Below are 19,136 nucleotides of genomic sequence, written 5' to 3' on the forward strand. Positions count from 1 at the left end.
GTGTAGACCGGCAAACGCGCTCGATGTCATCCTGTGGCTTGACCACGGGATCCAAAAAACAATTAATCACTAAAATTATAACTAATATTTTTTCTAGCAGCACTTATATCTTTTAAACGTTCACAAACTTTTTCAAAAACTTGTTTAGGCAAGATATTTGAAGCATTAATTTGTAAAAATTTATCGTCTTTTAATTTAATCGAAAAAGAAGGTTCTTGGAATTCTGGTCCATCAATTTCTCTAGCAATTTTTATATAATAACCGATTATATGACTGTTGTAATAATCACTTTTACTAATCATTTTCTTAGCTATTTTATTAATCTGCATATCAGTTTTAGCAGTATAAGTAACCGTAAGAGCAATGCCGAGCATTAGACGCTGTCTATGACTGAAAGGAATGTCTGAAGATAATATAAATTCTGAAACAAAATTTGCTCTGAGCGTTTTATCAATATTTTTATTATATTGTGCTAGCATTATAGCGAGTTCAATAATAATAAGAGTCGTGGCATCGGAATTAATTAAAAGATATTGTACTGCTTCAATATATTTTTCAATTTTACATATATTGCTATCAAATTTTACTAATCTCTTCACCCTCTCATAAATAATATCTTTTTCTGTTTCATGAGACGGCAATGAGTCAAATCTTACTCCTTCTTTTAAACCATAATTTGAGATAATAATCTTTTCCGGTGAAAATACCTTAATCATTGCTTTTATTACTAGAACTGCATTATAATTTATGGCTTTCTGCTCATAATAACTTAGCTTTAATTTATCGATTTGTGATAATTTCTCTAAATATAACTCAAATTCTACACGATTTATTTCAAAATTATGTAAATTCTTAAGGGGATAATTTATAGACTCCATATATATACGGCTCATTAGACGTAATGCACCGCCAATTAAATATAAATTAGGATAATGTGCAGCTCCAAATTCTTCCTCTAGCATTTTAGTAATCAGTCCAACATCACCAAAATTGCTACTAGTAATAATTTTTGTACCGAGCGGCAATGATTTTAATTTACCGACTTTTTTATTTCCAATCTGTGCAAGCTCAAGACTTCCACCGCCAAGATCGGCTACAATACCGAAAGCATCACTAATACCGGAAATTAATCCGGCAGCTGTTAAATAAGCTTCACGTTCACCTGAGATAATGTCAATATCAATATTGAATCTCTTTCTAATTATAGCTTTGAATTCATCTGCTTTAGGATGCCCCCTAAGTATAGCTGTTGCAACACATCTAATATTAGTAACGGACAGTTTGGTAAAAACATGGATAAGATATTGTAGAGATAAATATGTTTGATGTTTTACGTCTAAATTATCTAAATTAAGTAAATTTGTAAGATAATTTCTAAATTTATAATTAAAAATTTCTGGAGCTCCAAACTCATCACTTTCATAAACTACAGCTCTTAAAGCATTTGAACCGATATCAATAATAGCTGAACGCATTTTTGGATCTTACTCATTATTTTCCGGAGCAGTTGTTATTTCAGTCTCTTCAGAAGCCTCATTATTATTTGCCCTAGGATCAAAAGGTACTTGAGTAGGCACAAAAGTCGGCGGTAATAATCTACTAGTAAAAAATTTATCTTCGTAATACTTAATTTTACGAGATTTTATAGGTGGAAAGGATTCTATTAAAACAATTTGCTCATCTCTCGGTAACTGTATTACTTCTTGAGGTAAAAGTAAAGCTCTTTGAACTTGAGAAACGTTTTGGGTTCTAGTAGAAATATTAAGGTCAAAAAATAAAGGTTTACTAAATGATCTTTGTTCTACCGTCTTATTACCGACAAGCTGCGATATTAAATTTGCCGTTTCATAGTTATTAGCAGCAAAAGTAATACGGTATGTTGCATTAGATAAGAAAGAATTCATCCCTGCATCTTCATATGTTCCTTTTAACTGCTGTGTATCTTGAATAATCAAGAATAACCGAACTCTATAACCTCTAAAATAAGCTATACCGGCTTTAAAAGTATCCATCTTTCCAAGCGTCGGGAACTCATCAAGTAAGAACATTACACCATGCGGCTCTTCCTTTAAATCCGGCATTTTACGGCTTAAAAATTCTGTCGCCTGCTGATAAAACACCTGCATTAATTTTTGCAAACGCTGTATATTATCGGGTGTTAATCCTACATATACGGTTGTTTTTACTTTTTTAAATTCTTGTATGTTGAAATCAGAAGATGCAGTAGCCGAATCAATAAGCGGGTTTGCCCATAATTCAAGCGATGAGTTCATTGTAGATATTACGCCCGAACGCTCTTTATCGGCTTTTTGTAAAAACGCAGCAATATTCATATATGCAACAGGATGTATTACACCGCCAAGCGTATCGAGTACGACCGCTAGATTATAAACTACATCGTCACTTCTCATGGTACGCACTACTTCACCGAAAGATTTAGTTTTAGTAGGATCAGCTATTAAATATAAAGTTACACCTAAGAATAAACTTCGTGCTTCATTGTTCCAAAAATCCTTTTCCGGCATTATAAGATTTGAAATTTTTTGAACGTCATCAACCATCTGCCCGGGCTTAGTACTAACCCAATCAATCGGATTGTAACAATGCGTAATACCGTCGGGATTAGAAGGTTCCCAAACAAAAACTTTCTGACCTTGTTTCTCACGCCAACCGCTCGTCAAACCGTGATTTTCGAGTTTTATGTCATGTACTACTACTGAATCACTCCAAAATAACAGGTTAGGTATCACAAAACCCACACCTTTACCTGAACCTGTAGGAGCAAATAATAAAGCATGCTGGAACCCATCTGCAACAAAATATCCACCGGCATCAACACCTATTAACATACCTTTTTTGGATCTAAGACCAGCAGCCTCTATATCTGACGGATTAGCCCAGCTAGCATCTCCATATACTTTTTCCGGTTGCTTAAAAAATTGTAATGATTTTATTCTTGCAAAATTTTTAATGTAAAGTATTGTGACAACAATAGCGGGACCAAGAAGAGATGCAAGTAGCTTCAATTTTAAATAATTATAGTCGACAATTTTTAACTGCCCCCAAACGTTAATAAGCCAGTAAGCCCACTTATAAGCAATATTTATAGCATTTATATCTCCACCTAAAGCTCCAACCTCATGAGTAAAAATTGCAACAAATGCACCGCTTATCCAAATGGTACAAAAAATCACAACCGGATGAATTATAGCATGACCAAATATATTCCTAGTAACTTTAAGTATCTTATGCCATTCCATGAATTGATATTCCTAGTTTTTACTTATATGTTAGTTTTTGCGTGAAGTAATTTTTCCAGTGTCATCCCACAACTTGATCGCGGAATCCAGCTTTTTTTTTTTATTTTTTATGGATCACGTGGCTTGACCACAGGATGACAGTAAGTACGCTACACCATACCTTCAGCGTTCTTATTCTTCTTATAATACACTTCCGAAACATATCTTTTCCCACCGCTACCGCGTTTTAACTGCACCACGATATCTACAACGGTTAAAATATACTTCTTTACTTCTTCAGGCGGCATACCAAGATCTGCTTGCATCACCATAAGCTTTAACTGCTCAATAGCCATAGCAGGGCTATCGGCATGCAGTGTTGATATTGAACCGGGGTGACCTGTATTAATAGCACGCAAAAAACTAAAAGCTTCCTTACCTCGAAGTTCACCTACTATAATTCTATCCGGTCTTAAACGCAAACACGCCTCTATTAAATCTTGAGTAGTAACATTTGCACGCCCCTGTCCTCCTTTGGAAGCAAGTAAATGCACTCTGTTAGGATGGCTTGATAGCACAACCTCACGAGCATCTTCTACAGTAATTAATCTTTCTCTTGCAGGTATTGCAGTAAGTGCCGCATTAGTAAAAGTAGTTTTACCGGTTGAAGTACCACCACTAATTATGATATTTTTCTTTGAAACAACTGCATGTCTAATAAATTCTTTAATCTTTTTTGCAGCTAAGAAGTTATTTAAAATTACTGCATCTTCATCTACTAAACTCTCTGTTGCAGTATCATCAAATACCCCCATTTTAGCGTACTCATCTAAAGTTAGATTCATACCGCTAGGCTTTCTTATAGAATAAATGATTTGTCCTATCTCACAAGCAGGAGGGAATACTATTTGAATACGGTAACCGTTCGGCAAAGTTGCAGAAAGTAAAGGCTTTTCTTCCGAAATCATCTGTTCGGTAGATTGAGCGACTAAACGCCCTAATGAAAGTAGATGCTCACTATCCAATTCCGGTATTTGCTTAGAATATATATCGCCTTTTTTTTCAACCCATGCTTCTCCAGGCTTATTAACCATAATCTCGTTAATACCATCTTCAGCAAATAAATTTTTAAAAGGAAGTAAAAACGTCTCTAAGGCTGCAAATTCTTCATTCATTTCATTACCTGCGATTTTAATAAAACGGCTTTTGGGAATTTATAATCCTTATTAACGTATATTCTAACCGGCGTACCTTGATTAACCGTTGTCGTCGGCTTAAACTGCTGCTGAGTTATCATATTTTGTACAACATTCGTCACATTCGTAAAAGCTTGAGTGGAAGCTTGTTGTGCTTGCGTCGGAGTTGATGCTATAGAGGTAGTAGTAAGCAAACTTGAAGCCGCCGTATTAACTGCCTGTACTAAGGTTTGAAGTCTCTGCTCAGCAGTACTCGCTGAAGAAGCAGTCTGTGCTGTTGTACATGCTTGAGTCATAGTAGTATAAGCAGTCGAAGTTTTATCGGTAATAGCAGCAAGTATATTAGTACAAATTGTAACTATCCTAGTATTTGCATCCATAGCGGTATTAGACGCAATAGTTTGAGCAGTATTTAACAATTGCGTTGCCGTAGCACTATTGGTAGCTGCTGCCTGCGACTTTATAGGAGGCGGCACTAACTTATCAAGAACTTTAGCAAGACCTATATTAAAGCCGGATTGTAATACGGCATTTGCAAATTGTTCTTTATATTTATTATCAACTCTCCCTTGTAGTCCTGGTCTACCTAAATGATCAACTGCAGGTGAGTCGAATTCTATAGTATAACCGTTAGTTAAATCGATTCTATCCCATATTATAGAAACTCTACCGTAACTGTCTGACGCAGTTGAGGTTGCATATTTACCGAATATTTTTGACCCTTTTGGTATCAATATAACTTTATCTTTCTCAGAAAATACGTCTCTACTAATAATGGCTCTTATTTCACCGCCGAGATCACTATTTATGGCCGTCTCAAGTACTGCATCAATTAATTTACCGCGTCCGAGAATCAAAGACATATCACCACGATCTTTAAAGGTCGCTTCTGCCGTAATCTGTTCCGGTGTTTTTTTAGGCTCTACACCACCAACTAACACTATAGCTGATTTTCTTTTTGCTTCACGACGTTGCTTCTCTGCATCACTCTCAACTAACGTTCCTGAAGTGGAAGGCAACGAAACCGGTGGCAATGGAAGCGTTTTGTCTTTATTCTCTTCTACAGAAGTAGTAGAAGGTAAGACCGGCGGAACTTCTACTACCGGAGGAGGAGGTGGTGGAGGAGCAGTAGGCGTCTCAAGCTTAGGCGGATCAGGTAACTTTGGAATCTCCGGAATATTATCATCAACATCAGTAACAGGTTTTACAATATTAGTCGGCACTTGAGTCTCTGGTATTTCTTCTTTTTTAGTAGCGAAAAAAAGAGTATAAAAAATATATATAAAAATACCGCAAATTACGACTACTATCGCAACACTCTTATTAAAGCTAACCGAAACTTTTGATAATTCTCTTTGTACTTCAGGAGCATCTGCTCCTGATAAAGAACCGGTATTATTATTATCATTATTATTTTGCTCTTCAGCCATATCTAAATTATATTAGTTAAAGTGTTTTTATTGTCATTACCCGCGTAGGCGGGAATGACATAAAACGAGCAGTGCGGACAAGTCCCACCCACACAGCCATAACATCGATTAAAACCTTACCATGTAATTACTATTTTTCTTAGGATAGTAAAATTTAATTACATATACTAAATCCCTTTCGTTACCCATCATAAGTTCCGTAGACGCGATATCAAATTCATATGTTCTTTTATTAGTTATAATAGTCATATTTGTACGAATATCTTTTTCAAGAGGCTTAATAAATAATCTATTTGCCAAAGGAGTTATTTTCCAAGCATAAGCATCCCCAAGAATTATATTTTGGATTTCTTCATTTTTAGCAAATTCTATATGCGATTGAAAGCCAAAATGCAACACTAATAAATAAACTTCATTTGGATTATATATATAAGTTTTTATCCTATTATCTTTAGTTATAGATAAATCATCTATATAATTATTGCTACTATTATTACATAGATCATCTACAAGCGGACATTCTCGTTGTACTGTAAAACCGCTTAATAATACAAAAACTAAAAAATAAAATCTAACTATTGTCATCGTCTACCCTATATCCGTTCACTTGGAACCCTACCGGATTTATGTCAAGTTCTGAATCTGTTAATTGCATAGGCACATAAGCATAACTTACTACCGCTATTTTATTATAAACTAATTGGCTTCCTGATGTTTCATTTACGGAAAATCTAACTATATATTTATCTGCTGCGATTTTTGACCATGATTTTATTACTAAAAATGTAGTATTATCTTCTTTATATTTTATCGTAGGATCAAAATCTTTATTTCTTATATAGCCAAGATAATTATAATAAACACCACTTGTTGAAAATAATCTTATTATCGTACGAGCTATCGTCGTAAAATCAACCGGATTATATGTTTCCCGTGCCGTTATGTATTTCTTTATAAAATACCTTGTAAGAGACTCATCCGCCATTAATACCGGTGATGAAATAGGTTCTACCACCGAAGCACGCCCCGTATTACTATTAAGCTGAATAACAAAAGGGTCAAACTGTTTAGATTTTACTACAAATGCTATTACTAAAGTCGATACAACCATAAAAATGGTTAGTAGTATTACTAATATGATAAGTAAGTTACGTTGAACAATTAACTTATCAGATCGCTCTTCATACCAATTCTGAGTAATTTTTAAAGGATTAGCCGATTTAATACTTGCTTGATTTTGTGTATCTCCTGAAGCGCTTTTCGAGTTGTTACTTGATTTAAAGAAGCCAAATATATTATTCATATCAAAGGTATTTTTATTATTACATTGTTATTGTATAAAACTATTACTTTTATGCTATATTTACTGAATTAACTGGTCTTCTTATACAAGGATTTACGCTTAAACTCGATCCATCATCTATATCAGCAGAAACGCACGGGCTTTTAATTTCATAAGGAGCTGAAGGGGTACATGACAGCAGTTGAGCAAGCATAGTTAATACTAATAGAAACTTTAATGATTTTAACATTCTAATTATACATTATTAAATTCTCTTGTTACTATTTTAAAATTACCTTACTATACAATAGTTCACAAGCATTTTTTGAAAAAATCTATTTATAAATATAAAAAATATTAAAAAGATTGTAAACTATTATACTCTGAAGTAAATAAAGAGTAGTTATACGAAGTTCAACTTGGGAGCAGAGCGTATCTTAATACGTGGCTACCTACGGACTTATTAATAAAGACATTGTCGCCAATTTTTCAAGTGGGACGAGTATAGCATAATAACTACCATCAATAATTGTTATTGTATAATTTTAATTTATAATTTATTTATTTTAATTTTAAAGTTAAACAATCTTTGGTATTGTAGCAACAATATAAACTTATTTTATAGCTTAAATAACATTAAATTAACAAATCATATTATAATCATTATGATAGAGTTAAAACAGAATAAATTAGATATTAATCTAGTAATTATGGACCCATTAACCAACGCAATACAAGAATATATAAAATCTGGCGAATATTTTATTGATGCAAGAAAATGGTATAATTTTAAGTATATCTCACCATTAAGTCATAGAAGTCTTCTGCTTTTAATATGCACGATTTTTACCTTATTATTAACCTTAATTTGTATAAATATCAACATATTGTTACCAATAAACGAAAAAATAAGTTATTTAATAAAAAATGATGCCGAAAAACAAGCTACCGTTACTAATACTAAACATTCAACACTCGCCAATCCTTATATCTCTGTTGCAAATATTATGCTTCAGAATTATGTAAAACAACGAGAAAAATACAATTACGATATATTAAAAGAACAATTTACCTTTATCAAAAATGCTTCTACGAGTATTGTTTATATGCAATTTGCTAATTTTATGAATATTGATAACTCATTATCACCGGTCATAAGATATCAAAAACTATATAGACGCTCAATTAATATATTATCAATTAACAATATAAACGATACCGAGGCAGTTGTTACTTTTGAATCATTAGCCCAAAATAGTACAGGTGAAATTTTAGAAAATATGGTATGGGAAGCAAGAATCGGATTTATAATGGGTTCTATCAGTACAAGTACATCACCTGATATGCCCTTCAATTTTACCGTTACTAGTTACAAGCTAAAGTTATTAAGGAATAAAAATCAGAAATAATATGAAGCAACTAATAATATTTTGTACTTTTATAATACTGACATTAGATGTATTTGCTCTTACTATATCACGACCTCTAGGTCGAGACCCGCGTCTAAGAGTTATGACTTATAACCCTGACGATGTTTTCAAATTCACAGGATATTACGGCTATCAAGCAAGTATAGAACTAGCAAGAGACGAGGAAATAGTCAGTATTTCTATGGGAGATACTACTTCATGGCAAATAGTACCTGCCGGTCATAGGATTTTTATTAAACCGATGGAACCGGATGCTACTACTAATATGACTTTAATTACTAATAAACGGACTTATTTCTTTGAACTATATGCCGCCGAAACTCTTGATATGCGTGATCCTGAAATGGTCTTTAACGTAAAATTTCTTTATCCGGATGACGAAAATGACAATATGAGCGGTCATATGCAAACTTTTTCTGCTTCCCTAGCCAGTCCCGATCTTACTCATCCTGAAAAATATAACTTTAATTACTATATTAGCGGCAGCGAAGAAATAGCTCCTATTAAAATTTTTGACGACGGCGAATTTACTTATCTACAATTTAGAGATAAAAACGCTGAAATTTCTGGTATTTTTGCTGTAGATGATTCACTTCGAGAATCTTTAGTAAATTATCGCCTTGCTCAAGATAATCCTAATATGGTGATACTTGAACAAGTCTTTCCTAAGCTCGCTATACGTAAGGGTAAAAAAGTCACATGTGTATTTAATCAGTCTTTCAAAGTATATTAATGTCTACCAACGTCATTGCGAGGAGCGAAGCGACGTGGCAATCCAGAAAATAATTAAAAAATTTTTTACTGGATTGCTTCGTCGAAACTTACAATTTCTTCTTTCAATGATGATGAAACTGATTCATGTAACAATGCTTTTCTTATACAATAACAATATAATTATGTCACATTTAATATACTTTCTTACTTTGATTTTACTAACTAGCGGCTTATTTATAATGCTTACAAGCCGTAATTATATTCATAAAATTATCGGGCTTGGAATTTTTCAAAGTTCGGTATTAGTATTTTATTTAAGTATCGGAAAAATTAAAACAGGCGGTGTACCTATTTTACAAGATGGGCTGACTACCTATACTAGCCCTTTGCCTCATGTATTAATGCTAACTGCTATAGTAGTTGGGTTTGCTACTCTTAGCGTAGCTTTAAGTTTAATATATCAAATTTATAAACATTTTGGTACAATATCAGAAAATGAAATTAATTTTGATAAATGATCCTAGCTAACCATTTCCCTATCATACAAATATTATTCCCTTTATTTGGGGCTTTACTCTCAATAATATCTTTTCGCTTTATGACCTTTGCACGAGTAATTACTACGATTTGCATTTTATCTAGCCTTGTGGTCAGTGTTTATGGATATAGTACTGTACAAAATACGGAACTATCTTACACTATGGGAGAATGGACTTCAAAAATAGGAATAGAATATCGGCTAAATTCACTAAACCAAGCGATTATTATTTATCTTAACTTGGTTTTATTATTCTTTTTAGTTTTTTGTTATAAGATTACTAATAGAACAATCTTAAAATATATCAACAATAATAGAAAATCTTTATTTTACGGTATATTATTATTCGCTCATACGGGCTATTTAGGAATGATTGCTACTAATGATTTCTTTAATTTATATGTGTTTATAGAAATTTCGGCACTTAGTAGCTATATATTGATAGCCTCAGGTAATAATCCAAAATCTTTAATCGGAGCTTTTGACTACTTGATAATGGGTAGTATTAGTGCAACTCTTATTCTTATAGCCATAGGATTCTTACTAAGCATTACGGGTAGCTTAAATATGTATGATGTTGCAGCTTATTTACAGGAACATACTAATGCCCGCATAATCACTATAGCTATTGGTTTTTTCTTAACAGGAGCTATTTTAAAAACTGCTTTTTTCCCTATGCACTTTTGGATGATGAGAGCTTATAATAACACGTCTTCAGTTATTTTAGTGTATTTAGCAGGGATTTCTACTATAATAGGAATATATATAATATACAAATTTACTTATATTATTATAGGCTATGAGACGATTAAAACTTCTATTACAAATTTTATAAAACCTATTGCTTTCGCTACTCTTATTATAGCTCCGTATTTTGCTTACCAAGCAGAAGACTTCAAGAATATTATAATTTATTCATGTTTCACTCAAATAGGTTATGTATTTCTATTATATGTTACTGAGGGCGGTATAATAATTTTACCAAGTTTATTACTTGCAGACAGTATAAATAAAATAGCTCTTTTCTTGATAGATGCTTATAATGAAAGCTATAAAAAGAATTCTAACAAAGTTTTAACCATCATTATTATTATTTGCAGCTGCGGCTTACCTATCAGCCCATTATTTTTTATCAAAATAAATATTCTCGAATTATTATTTAGACAAAAACTATTATTAGATTTTGTTATAATCTTACTCAGCTCCGTAGGATCACTATTTTATCATTATAAAATGGTGAAAGTTACTTTTTGGAAGAATTAATTAACCTTTGACATTATGAAAAATCACTCGTCATTGCGAGGAGACGTTGTTGAGTGGATACTAGAGGCCGTCATTGCGACACCACAAAGTGGCTGCGGCAATCCAGAACAACAATAAAAATTCTGATTTACAGAATTTTTTACTGGATTGCTTTGTCAAAACTTACAGTTTTTCCTCGCAATGACGGGGCTTTTTAAAACTGTCCGATACTATAAGGTCAAGCAAACTAGGTAACAAGGAAAAACATGATTACACAATTTACTACTCCGAGTCTTTTGATTCTATCAACTTTGCTAGTTGGTGCATTAAACTTAACCAGTCCGTATGCCACTAAAAAAGATAGTTTTATACGTAATTTTTTGCTTATTACTATCGCTATTTTTTTCTTCGGTAATATTTTAATTATAGACTGGTTGTTTTTAAAAGGTATTAGAGCAGGCTTTGAATTTAATATATTCAGTAATTACTCTATAGGATTTCATCTTGAACCCTCAGGGCTTATATTCTTGAGCTTAATAGGCTTTTTATGGATTTGTGCTTTACTTTATACTCCAAAATATCTTGCTGTTAATAATATAGAACACTCTTCGAGATTCTTATTTTTCTTTAACTTAACTATTCTAATCGGTGTTTTAATTACTTTATCTAGCAATTTATTCACAATGTTTATTTGCTACGAGCTTTTAACTATTTCTACAGCTTTTTTAATAGGACACACTAGAAATAACATAATACTTAGCGGGTTATATAAATATATAAAAATTCTAATGATTTCTGCCACAATATTATTTTTACCGGCAGTGATAATTATTTATACTAAAACCGGTAATGGGGATTTTGCAAGCGGCAGCTTAATAGAAAATTATTTTTCCAAAAACCAGTCAATTATTTTATTATTAATGTTTATTTTCGGTATTGCCAAAACTGCAATTTTTCCGGTGCATTCATGGCTTCCTGCCGCAATGGTTGCACATTACCCCGTTAGTAGCTTACTGCATGCTGTAATAGTGGTAAAAACCGGATTATTTTGTATTTACAAAATCCTATTATATATATTCGGTTTATCGTATTTACAAATGATATTTGCCGAGTTTAACTGGTTAATTTTCATACCGATAGTCAGCATATTTTACAGCTCACTCAAAGCACTAGGCACGGATAATATTAAAAAAATACTCGCCTACTCCACTATGAATCAATTAAGCCTTGCCTTACTTAGTGCTTTCATGCTCACACCTAAGGCACTTGGAGCCGCAATACTACATTTAGTTTCACATTCTTTTACCAAAATCTGCTTATTTTATAGTATGGGAAGTATTTACAGTTTAAAGAAAACCAATCAAATACAGAATTTACATGGTACATCCAAAGAATTGCCTTTAATTTCTTTTGTTATATTTATCTCTTCATTATCGTTAATCGGTATGCCTATCTTTAGCGGATTTATTAGCAAATTCTCAATCTTACTTGCCGCAAGCGAACAAAATCAAATTATCGTTATGATTGTCGTAATATCTAGTAGTATATTCTCAAGCCTTTACCTTCTCAAAATATTAAGCTCTATTTATAAACCTTCTTTGGTAGAATCTAGTGTAACAAAACCACTCCCCTACTCTATGCAAATCAGTATAATAATTTGCTGCTGTGTTGTAACTCTTTTCTATTTTATTCAAATCTTAATTAGAGAATTTTTAGCTTACATTACATAAATATGTATTTACATAATTTATGTATTTACATATAATCATATAATATGCAATTTTTTGAGGATAAATATGGCACAAATTATTAGAGCAACAGAATTTGTACGATCTTTTTCAGATATTATGAACAGAGTTTACTATAAAGGTGAGATTTTTGATGTTCAAAAAGGGAACCATATCGTAGCAAGAATTACGCCTGTACATACAGCTGACAAACCACACAAAACGTTAAAAGAGTTTTTTAAGCATGCACCTATATTAGACCCTGATGATGCCGCACAATTTAAAAAAGTCGTGTATGAAGCACGTCAAAAATATGATTTTAAAAGAAATGATACATGGAAGTAGTGATTGATACCTCTATATTAGTGGATTTAGAGAGAGGTAGATTAGCCTATAAGGTACTAGAAGAATATGAACAATGCTATATTAGTCCTATTACTTTAACGGAATTATTAATAGGTGCAGATAGAGCCGATAATGAAAATAGACGTATTAAACGTTTAGTTTTTATCGAATATATAATCAATTCACTGATAATATTACATTTTAAGACTGAAGAAGCCCGTATATATGAAAAAATTATAGACAATTTACGTAAAGCAAAGATAACTATCGATACTAATGACATGCTAATTGCTACAACGGCAATAACGCATGGTTATCCTTTATTAACTCTAAATGTAAAAGACTTTAAAGGATTCAAGGAATAGAGGTTTTAACAGTTTCTTTTAAAGATTAAAATGTTTATTCAAAATACCAGATTTACATTTCCGCTTACTAATTTTGAGCTTACGTTTGATTTTAACCAACAAAATCAGCTAATAGCCTTAGCATTTCTAATTGTCACTGCTATCTTAAATCTTTATACAATTTCCCAAAATAGAAAATTTGAGACGCTAATAGGTAGTTTATACTGTTTATCCTCTATTATATGCGTATTTGCGGCTGATTTTATTTCTATGATAATCTCGCTTGAATTCATGACGGTTTTTGCCTGCATAATTGTTTTTTGTGACCAATTCAAGATAAAACCGGCTCGTCAATATTTTCTCACTCATTTATTCAGCAGTGGGCTAATCTTAATCGGTATGACTCTTCTAATCCAAACAACAGGTAATATTGCTTTTACTTCTTTAACGGGATCAGTAAATAATTTTGAGTTACCGGCGGTATTTATACTTGCAGGTTGTTTGATCAATGCTTCGATTATCTTTGTAAACGGTTGGGTGGTTAATTGCTATCCTGCAGCTTCAAGTAGCGGTGTTGTATATTTAATTAGTTTTACTACTAAAGTTACTTTAATTATCATTTTAAAATTATTTAGCGGTCTTGAGATACTTAAGTTTTTTGGAATATTAATGATTATTTACGGGTTAGTATTGTCTCTAATTGAGAAAAACCTTAAACGATTAATATGCTATCTGACAGTTTCACAGCTTGGTTTTATATTAGCAGCTATTAGTATAAATTCTCCAAACACAGCTTATCTTATTACAAGTTTTATATTCATACATATACTATATAATGGGTTATTTGCTTTATATTTTACTTATATAGAAGATGAATACAGTATTAAAAATTACCAAGATCTTCAGAATACTCAAATTAATTTTATTTTATTAGGCGGGTTTGTAGTTAGCATATTAATATATACATCTATACTGCCTATTAATTCTTCTTATATCAAAGACGGGATTGCCAATCTTTTAGATACAAATAATATTATTATATTTTCCAAGATAGCAACTTGTACCGTGTTATTTGGGTTGTTGATGGAGAGTTTATACAATTTGTCATACCGTGATCAAGTCGTGGTATCCAGCAAAAAAATAAACAATAATAATAAATATTTATGGATATCGCGATCAAGTCGCGGTATGATACCAATAACCTACCTCTCCTCGTGCATCATAACTTTATCTGTATGTTTATTCTACCCTGTTCAAATATCACATACTGCTAATTTTAAACTAGTTATCCTTGCAATCTCAATATTATTGGCTTTAATATTTAGAAAAATACCACGCATTTCAACAGAAAATATCAATCTTGACTTATACCAATATATCGAAAAACTTATCTATTTCAGTATCGATAAATATAAAGACACAACAGACAGTAACGAAGATGGAGAAGAATATCTTAATTTTAAGGTTATTTGGAATAATATTTCAAGCAAAATATCTGCTTGGCATAATCAGCAAACTGCTATATTTATTGTATTATTTCTATTAATTAGTTTGATTTTAACACTCTGTCATACTATGGCTTGACCACACGGTATGACACTCAAAAAAATAAAAAATATGAAACCACCCATCGCAAATAAACAAAATTACAGCTTTGAAGCCCACGGACAAACAATAAACGATGATTATCAATGGCTGCGTGATCCTAAATGGCCAAATGTAGCAGACTCTAAAATTTTAAATTACTTAAAAGCCGAGAATAAATATACCGAAAATTTCTTTGCCGATCTACAAAAGGATAAGGAAAAGATTTTTGAAGAATTAAGAGGACGAGTCAAATTAGACGATGAATCGGTATATGTTAAGAAAAAAGATTATTTCTATTACCATAGAGTAGAATGGAACAAAAATTATCCTATATATTGCCGGAAGCATAATAGTATGGAAGCAGAAGAAGAAGTAATATTAGATGTTAACCTTCTTGCTTCAAACGGTGGTTTTACCGATGTTGCTAAGCTTGCAATGTCACCTGATCAAAATTTAATGTCTTATAGCGTTGATTTTACGGGTAATGAGCAATACAATATCAAAATATACAATCTTAAAGAGCAAAAATACTTACCTGATGAAGTACAGGATGTTGCTCCTACTGTGATTTGGCATGAACAACTAAACGGCTTTTTCTATATTACTATTAATGAGAATCAACGCTGGGATAAGGTAATGTTCCATCGTTTAGGGGCAGATGTTACTCAGGACAAATTAATATTCGAGGTAAAAAACCCTCTTCATTTTATCAGCTGCAAGAAATCAGCAAGTCATGAATATATTTTTATAAATTCAGGCGATCATAATGAAAATGAAATTTACGTAATTTCTATGCAGGATGATAGTTTTACGCCTAAATTAGTACGAGCCGCAGAAAATAAAATATTCTATGACATAGAACATAATGGCGGTTATTTTTATATTAAAACTAATTATAAAGCTAAAAATTTCCATGCTGTAAAACTGCCGATAAATAATTTTGAAAATACTAGCTGGGATGATATTTATATTCAAGAAGAACAGGACAAATATTTAAAAAGCTTTGATATTACAAATAATTATTTAATCTTAAATTATCGTGACCAAGGTTTACCGCTAATTAAAATAAAGCAATTTAACGATTTACAAGAAAAAACAATTCACTTTCATGACGAAAGTTTCCAAGCAAATAGTTTTTCTACAAACTTTGAGGAAGACGATATCAGAGTAGACTACTCTTCTCTAGCAATACCAAATACCACTTATAGCTACGATTTTGATAACAATACATTAGTGATATTAAAGACCCAAGAAATACCTTCAGGATTTAATCCGAAAGGATATAAAGTAGAGAGAATATTTGCAGATAATGAAGATGTAAAAGTACCTATCACCTTGTTTTATAAAAAATCTTTATTTAAAAAAGATGGCTCAAATCCTTTATATTTAATGGGTTACGGAGCTTACGGGATTAGCATGCCTGTTAATTTTAGCAACATGGCAGTAACGCTTGCAAATCGTGGTTTTATTTATGCGGTTGTGCATATTAGAGGCGGCGACGATTTAGGTCATGATTGGTATGAAGCAGCTAAGTTTTTAACTAAAAAAAGAACCTTTGAAGATTTTATAGCTTGTAGTAGAGCTTTAATTAAAGAAAAATATACACGTAACAACAATATAGTAATAATGGGCGGTAGTGCCGGCGGTATGTTAATCGGTTACGTACTAAACGAAAAACCGGAAATTTATAGAGCGGCAGTCGCTCATGTACCATTTGTTGATGTTTTGAGTACCATGCTTGATGAAAGCTTACCACTAACTCTCTTGGAATATAATGAATGGGGTAATCCGAAAGAGCAAGAATATTTTGAATATATTAAATCATATTCCCCTTATGATAATGTAAAAGTACAAAACTACCCTGCTCTATTCATTACTTGCGGTATATCAGATCCTCGAGTCGGTTACTGGGAACCGGCTAAATGGGTAGCAAAATTACGAGATCTAAAAACGGACAATAATCCTTTATTATTAAAAATAAATATGGATACAGGGCATAAAGGTTCCGCCGGTCGCTTTGATTATTTGAAAGAGATAACTGACGAATTAGTATTTATTTTTAAGATCTTTGATGTGGAGGTTTAAAGATTTTATTGTCATCCTGCGACTTGATCGCGGGATCCAAAAAAAAATTAAACAAGACTGGATACCGTGGTCAAGCCACGGTATGACAGAATAAATATAAAAAACAATGAATAAAAATTATCTAGAACAATTACAAAAATTACCACTCACTTTAATTTTACTAATCAGCTTAATTTGCTGTATTGGTTTCATTGTACTTTATTCTGCAGCGAATAGCAATTTGCAGCCTTGGGCTTACAAACAAATTATAAATTTTTGTATATTCTTGCCTTTAGCCATTATTATTGCATTAATTGATTTGCGAATAATATTTAGGTTATCGTATATCTTTTATTTTTGTGTACTCGCTTTACTAGTAGCCGTGGAGCTTTTTGGCTCAACTGCCATGGGCGGAAAAAGATGGATCGATATCGGTATCGTTAAGCTTCAGCCTTCCGAACCGATAAAAATTGCCGTTGTACTAATGCTTGCGAGGTATTTCCATTCACTAACAATTGATGATCTAACAAAATTCCATAAAGTTATCATACCAATTATAGGAGTTTTAATACCGGCTTTTCTAATAATTAGAGAACCTGATTTAGGTACGGGAATGATTGTTTTAATTGTTTCGGCAATGATATTTTTTGCTGCAGGTTTTAGAATAAAATATTTTATAATAATAGCTCTTACTGCTCTTATTAGCCTGCCTATTGCTTGGAATATGATGTATGATTATCAAAAAAAACGAGTGATGGTTTTCTTAGATCCAGAACATGATCCGCTCGGTGCTAGTTATAATATTATTCAGTCTAAAATCGCTATAGGTTCAGGTAGCCTATTTGGACGAGGTTTAAATCAGGGCAGTCAAAGTCATTTAGATTTTCTTCCCGCACATCAAACAGACTTTATCTTTGCTACCTTTGCCGAAGAGTGCGGCTTTATAGGAGGAATATTTTTATTAATATTATATTTTGCACTTATAACTATTTCTTTATTCATTGCCGCAAATTGCCGAGAGATTTTTAGTAAATTAATTGTAATAGGTATTACTTCGATTTTATTTAGTCACGTATTTATTAATATAGCTATGGTTATGGGCTTGCTTCCTGTAGTAGGTGTACCTTTACCGTTTATTTCTTACGGCGGAACAATGATCGCATCCATGCTAATAGGCTTTGGACTTGTTATGAATGCTCAGGTACACGGACATACCACTTTAAACTAGTTCAATTATATTGATAAAATTGATAACATAAATTAATAATAAGTTGCACTTCACTTTCTTATTTATCGTATAAAGCGAAAATTCCTATTGACTTTTATTTTAAACAGTATATATTTCTTTACAATTTAATTTTTTATAAAGAATTTATGCTCGGCTATGAGAAAGCACAAACAAATTTAAATTTAGCTCGTGATATTGATACTGCCTAGCCGTATTCACGCTATAGTGCATGGCAAACGAACCCTTACGGCTGATATGGCACTGAGACTCGGGCAATATTTTCAAACTTCAGCTCAGTTATGGATCAATTTACAAGCAAGATATGATGTAAAATTAACCCAGCGTAACGAATGGCCTCATATTAAAAATCATATTCGTACAATGGAAGTAACTAGAATAGCAAGTTAGTTATTTCTTAGCAACCGCAAAGGATTCATGGTGTCTGATGGCAATGTCGATATCTTGCATAAGTTTTATTCTTATGCCGCCACTTGTGCCAAGAGCATAAGGGTCAACTAGTACGTCTAATACGCCCCATTGTCCGATAATTAAATCAGCAAAATTACCGAATAACAACGTATCCACCGGCATTTGGTTAGTTATACCGACTTTGTAGCCGTTTAAATAGCTGGACCCTGACTCTTTACTATAGCTCTCCCAAATAAATTGTGCTGTACCAACTGTGTTTTCGACAATTAAATTAACAGGCGCAAAGCTTAACTTTATGCTGCATTTGCCGTTTGATTCATTCGTAAATTTGTCGAAAATCG

Annotated in this window: 19 protein-coding genes; 11 read left to right on the plus strand and 8 right to left on the minus strand. The window is 32.4% G+C overall.

Annotation, left to right across the window (positions count from 1 at the left end):
* Nucleotides 1-62: 62 nt before the first annotated feature.
* The 7 genes from ACKTSD_RS06130 to ACKTSD_RS06160 all read right to left on the minus strand — a co-directional run bounded on the left by ACKTSD_RS06130 (nt 63) and on the right by ACKTSD_RS06160 (nt 7,397).
* Nucleotides 63-1,475 (minus strand): Ppx/GppA phosphatase family protein, encoded by a 1,413-nt coding sequence (locus ACKTSD_RS06130; RefSeq protein ID WP_412708455.1) that lies wholly within the window; start codon nt 1,473-1,475, stop codon nt 63-65.
* Between the two features lie 9 nt (nt 1,476-1,484).
* Nucleotides 1,485-3,260 carry a type IV secretory system conjugative DNA transfer family protein gene (locus tag ACKTSD_RS06135; RefSeq protein ID WP_412708456.1) on the minus strand — a complete coding sequence of 592 codons (1,776 nt, stop codon included), beginning with the start codon at nt 3,258-3,260 and terminating at the stop codon, nt 1,485-1,487.
* A 149-nt stretch (nt 3,261-3,409) separates the two neighbouring features.
* Nucleotides 3,410-4,414: a P-type DNA transfer ATPase VirB11 gene (virB11, locus tag ACKTSD_RS06140; RefSeq protein WP_412708457.1), complete on the minus strand. Its 1,005-nt coding sequence runs from the start codon at nt 4,412-4,414 to the stop codon at nt 3,410-3,412.
* Nucleotides 4,411-5,865 (minus strand): TraB/TrbI/VirB10 family type IV secretion system protein, encoded by a 1,455-nt coding sequence (locus ACKTSD_RS06145; RefSeq protein WP_412708458.1) that lies wholly within the window; start codon nt 5,863-5,865, stop codon nt 4,411-4,413. Before ACKTSD_RS06145 ends, virB11 begins: the two co-directional genes overlap by 4 nt.
* Before the next feature lie 108 nt (nt 5,866-5,973).
* Nucleotides 5,974-6,450, minus strand: a complete 477-nt coding sequence (locus tag ACKTSD_RS06150; protein ID WP_412708459.1) for a TrbG/VirB9 family P-type conjugative transfer protein — start codon at nt 6,448-6,450, stop codon at nt 5,974-5,976.
* Complete coding sequence (locus ACKTSD_RS06155; protein ID WP_412708460.1) at nt 6,437-7,168, minus strand: VirB8 family type IV secretion system protein; 732 nt, start codon at nt 7,166-7,168, stop codon at nt 6,437-6,439. Before ACKTSD_RS06155 ends, ACKTSD_RS06150 begins: the two co-directional genes overlap by 14 nt.
* Nucleotides 7,169-7,217: 49 nt before the next feature.
* Entirely contained in the window at nt 7,218-7,397 is a 180-nt protein-coding gene (locus ACKTSD_RS06160) for a DUF2706 domain-containing protein (RefSeq protein ID WP_412708461.1), read from the minus strand.
* 460 nt (nt 7,398-7,857) lie between these two features.
* On the opposite strand from ACKTSD_RS06160, the gene ACKTSD_RS06165 reads away from it, so the two are divergent.
* From ACKTSD_RS06165 to ACKTSD_RS06215, 11 genes are all read left to right on the plus strand, one after another.
* Entirely contained in the window at nt 7,858-8,556 is a 699-nt protein-coding gene (locus tag ACKTSD_RS06165) for a VirB8 family type IV secretion system protein (protein WP_412708565.1), read from the plus strand.
* A gap of 1 nt (nt 8,557) precedes the next feature.
* Entirely contained in the window at nt 8,558-9,310 is a 753-nt protein-coding gene (gene virB9, locus ACKTSD_RS06170; RefSeq protein ID WP_412708462.1) for a P-type conjugative transfer protein VirB9, read from the plus strand.
* A 163-nt stretch (nt 9,311-9,473) separates the two neighbouring features.
* Entirely contained in the window at nt 9,474-9,809 is a 336-nt protein-coding gene (locus ACKTSD_RS06175) for a Na+/H+ antiporter subunit C (protein WP_039594911.1), read from the plus strand.
* The gene (locus ACKTSD_RS06180) at nt 9,806-11,092 is read left to right on the plus strand and encodes a proton-conducting transporter transmembrane domain-containing protein (protein WP_412708463.1); all 1,287 of its coding nucleotides are present in this window, start codon (nt 9,806-9,808) and stop codon (nt 11,090-11,092) included. Before ACKTSD_RS06175 ends, ACKTSD_RS06180 begins: the two co-directional genes overlap by 4 nt.
* A 245-nt stretch (nt 11,093-11,337) precedes the next feature.
* Complete coding sequence (locus tag ACKTSD_RS06185; protein ID WP_412708464.1) at nt 11,338-12,801, plus strand: proton-conducting transporter transmembrane domain-containing protein; 1,464 nt, start codon at nt 11,338-11,340, stop codon at nt 12,799-12,801.
* 66 nt (nt 12,802-12,867) lie between these two features.
* Nucleotides 12,868-13,143, plus strand: a complete 276-nt coding sequence (locus ACKTSD_RS06190; RefSeq protein ID WP_412708465.1) for an antitoxin — start codon at nt 12,868-12,870, stop codon at nt 13,141-13,143.
* On the plus strand, nt 13,134-13,508 hold the full coding sequence (locus ACKTSD_RS06195; RefSeq protein ID WP_412708466.1) for a PIN domain-containing protein: 375 nt from the start codon (nt 13,134-13,136) through the stop codon (nt 13,506-13,508). The genes ACKTSD_RS06190 and ACKTSD_RS06195 overlap by 10 nt, the downstream gene beginning before the upstream one ends.
* 30 nt (nt 13,509-13,538) lie before the next feature.
* Nucleotides 13,539-15,071 carry a proton-conducting transporter transmembrane domain-containing protein gene (locus ACKTSD_RS06200; RefSeq protein WP_412708467.1) on the plus strand — a complete coding sequence of 511 codons (1,533 nt, stop codon included), beginning with the start codon at nt 13,539-13,541 and terminating at the stop codon, nt 15,069-15,071.
* Between the two features lie 33 nt (nt 15,072-15,104).
* Entirely contained in the window at nt 15,105-17,159 is a 2,055-nt protein-coding gene (locus ACKTSD_RS06205; RefSeq protein WP_412708468.1) for a S9 family peptidase, read from the plus strand.
* Between the two features lie 106 nt (nt 17,160-17,265).
* Nucleotides 17,266-18,366, plus strand: a complete 1,101-nt coding sequence (gene rodA / locus ACKTSD_RS06210; protein ID WP_412708469.1) for a rod shape-determining protein RodA — start codon at nt 17,266-17,268, stop codon at nt 18,364-18,366.
* Nucleotides 18,367-18,621: 255 nt separating this feature from the next.
* Nucleotides 18,622-18,774: a helix-turn-helix transcriptional regulator gene (locus ACKTSD_RS06215; RefSeq protein ID WP_412708470.1), complete on the plus strand. Its 153-nt coding sequence runs from the start codon at nt 18,622-18,624 to the stop codon at nt 18,772-18,774.
* On the opposite strand, the gene ACKTSD_RS06220 is transcribed toward ACKTSD_RS06215, so the two are convergent.
* Entirely contained in the window at nt 18,775-19,134 is a 360-nt protein-coding gene (locus ACKTSD_RS06220; protein ID WP_412708566.1) for a phage major capsid family protein, read from the minus strand. It lies immediately after the preceding gene.
* Nucleotides 19,135-19,136: the final 2 nt, after the last annotated feature.

This window comes from Candidatus Rickettsia kedanie (genome assembly GCF_045865205.1).
Taxonomy (GTDB): Bacteria; Pseudomonadota; Alphaproteobacteria; order Rickettsiales; family Rickettsiaceae; genus Rickettsia; species Rickettsia australis.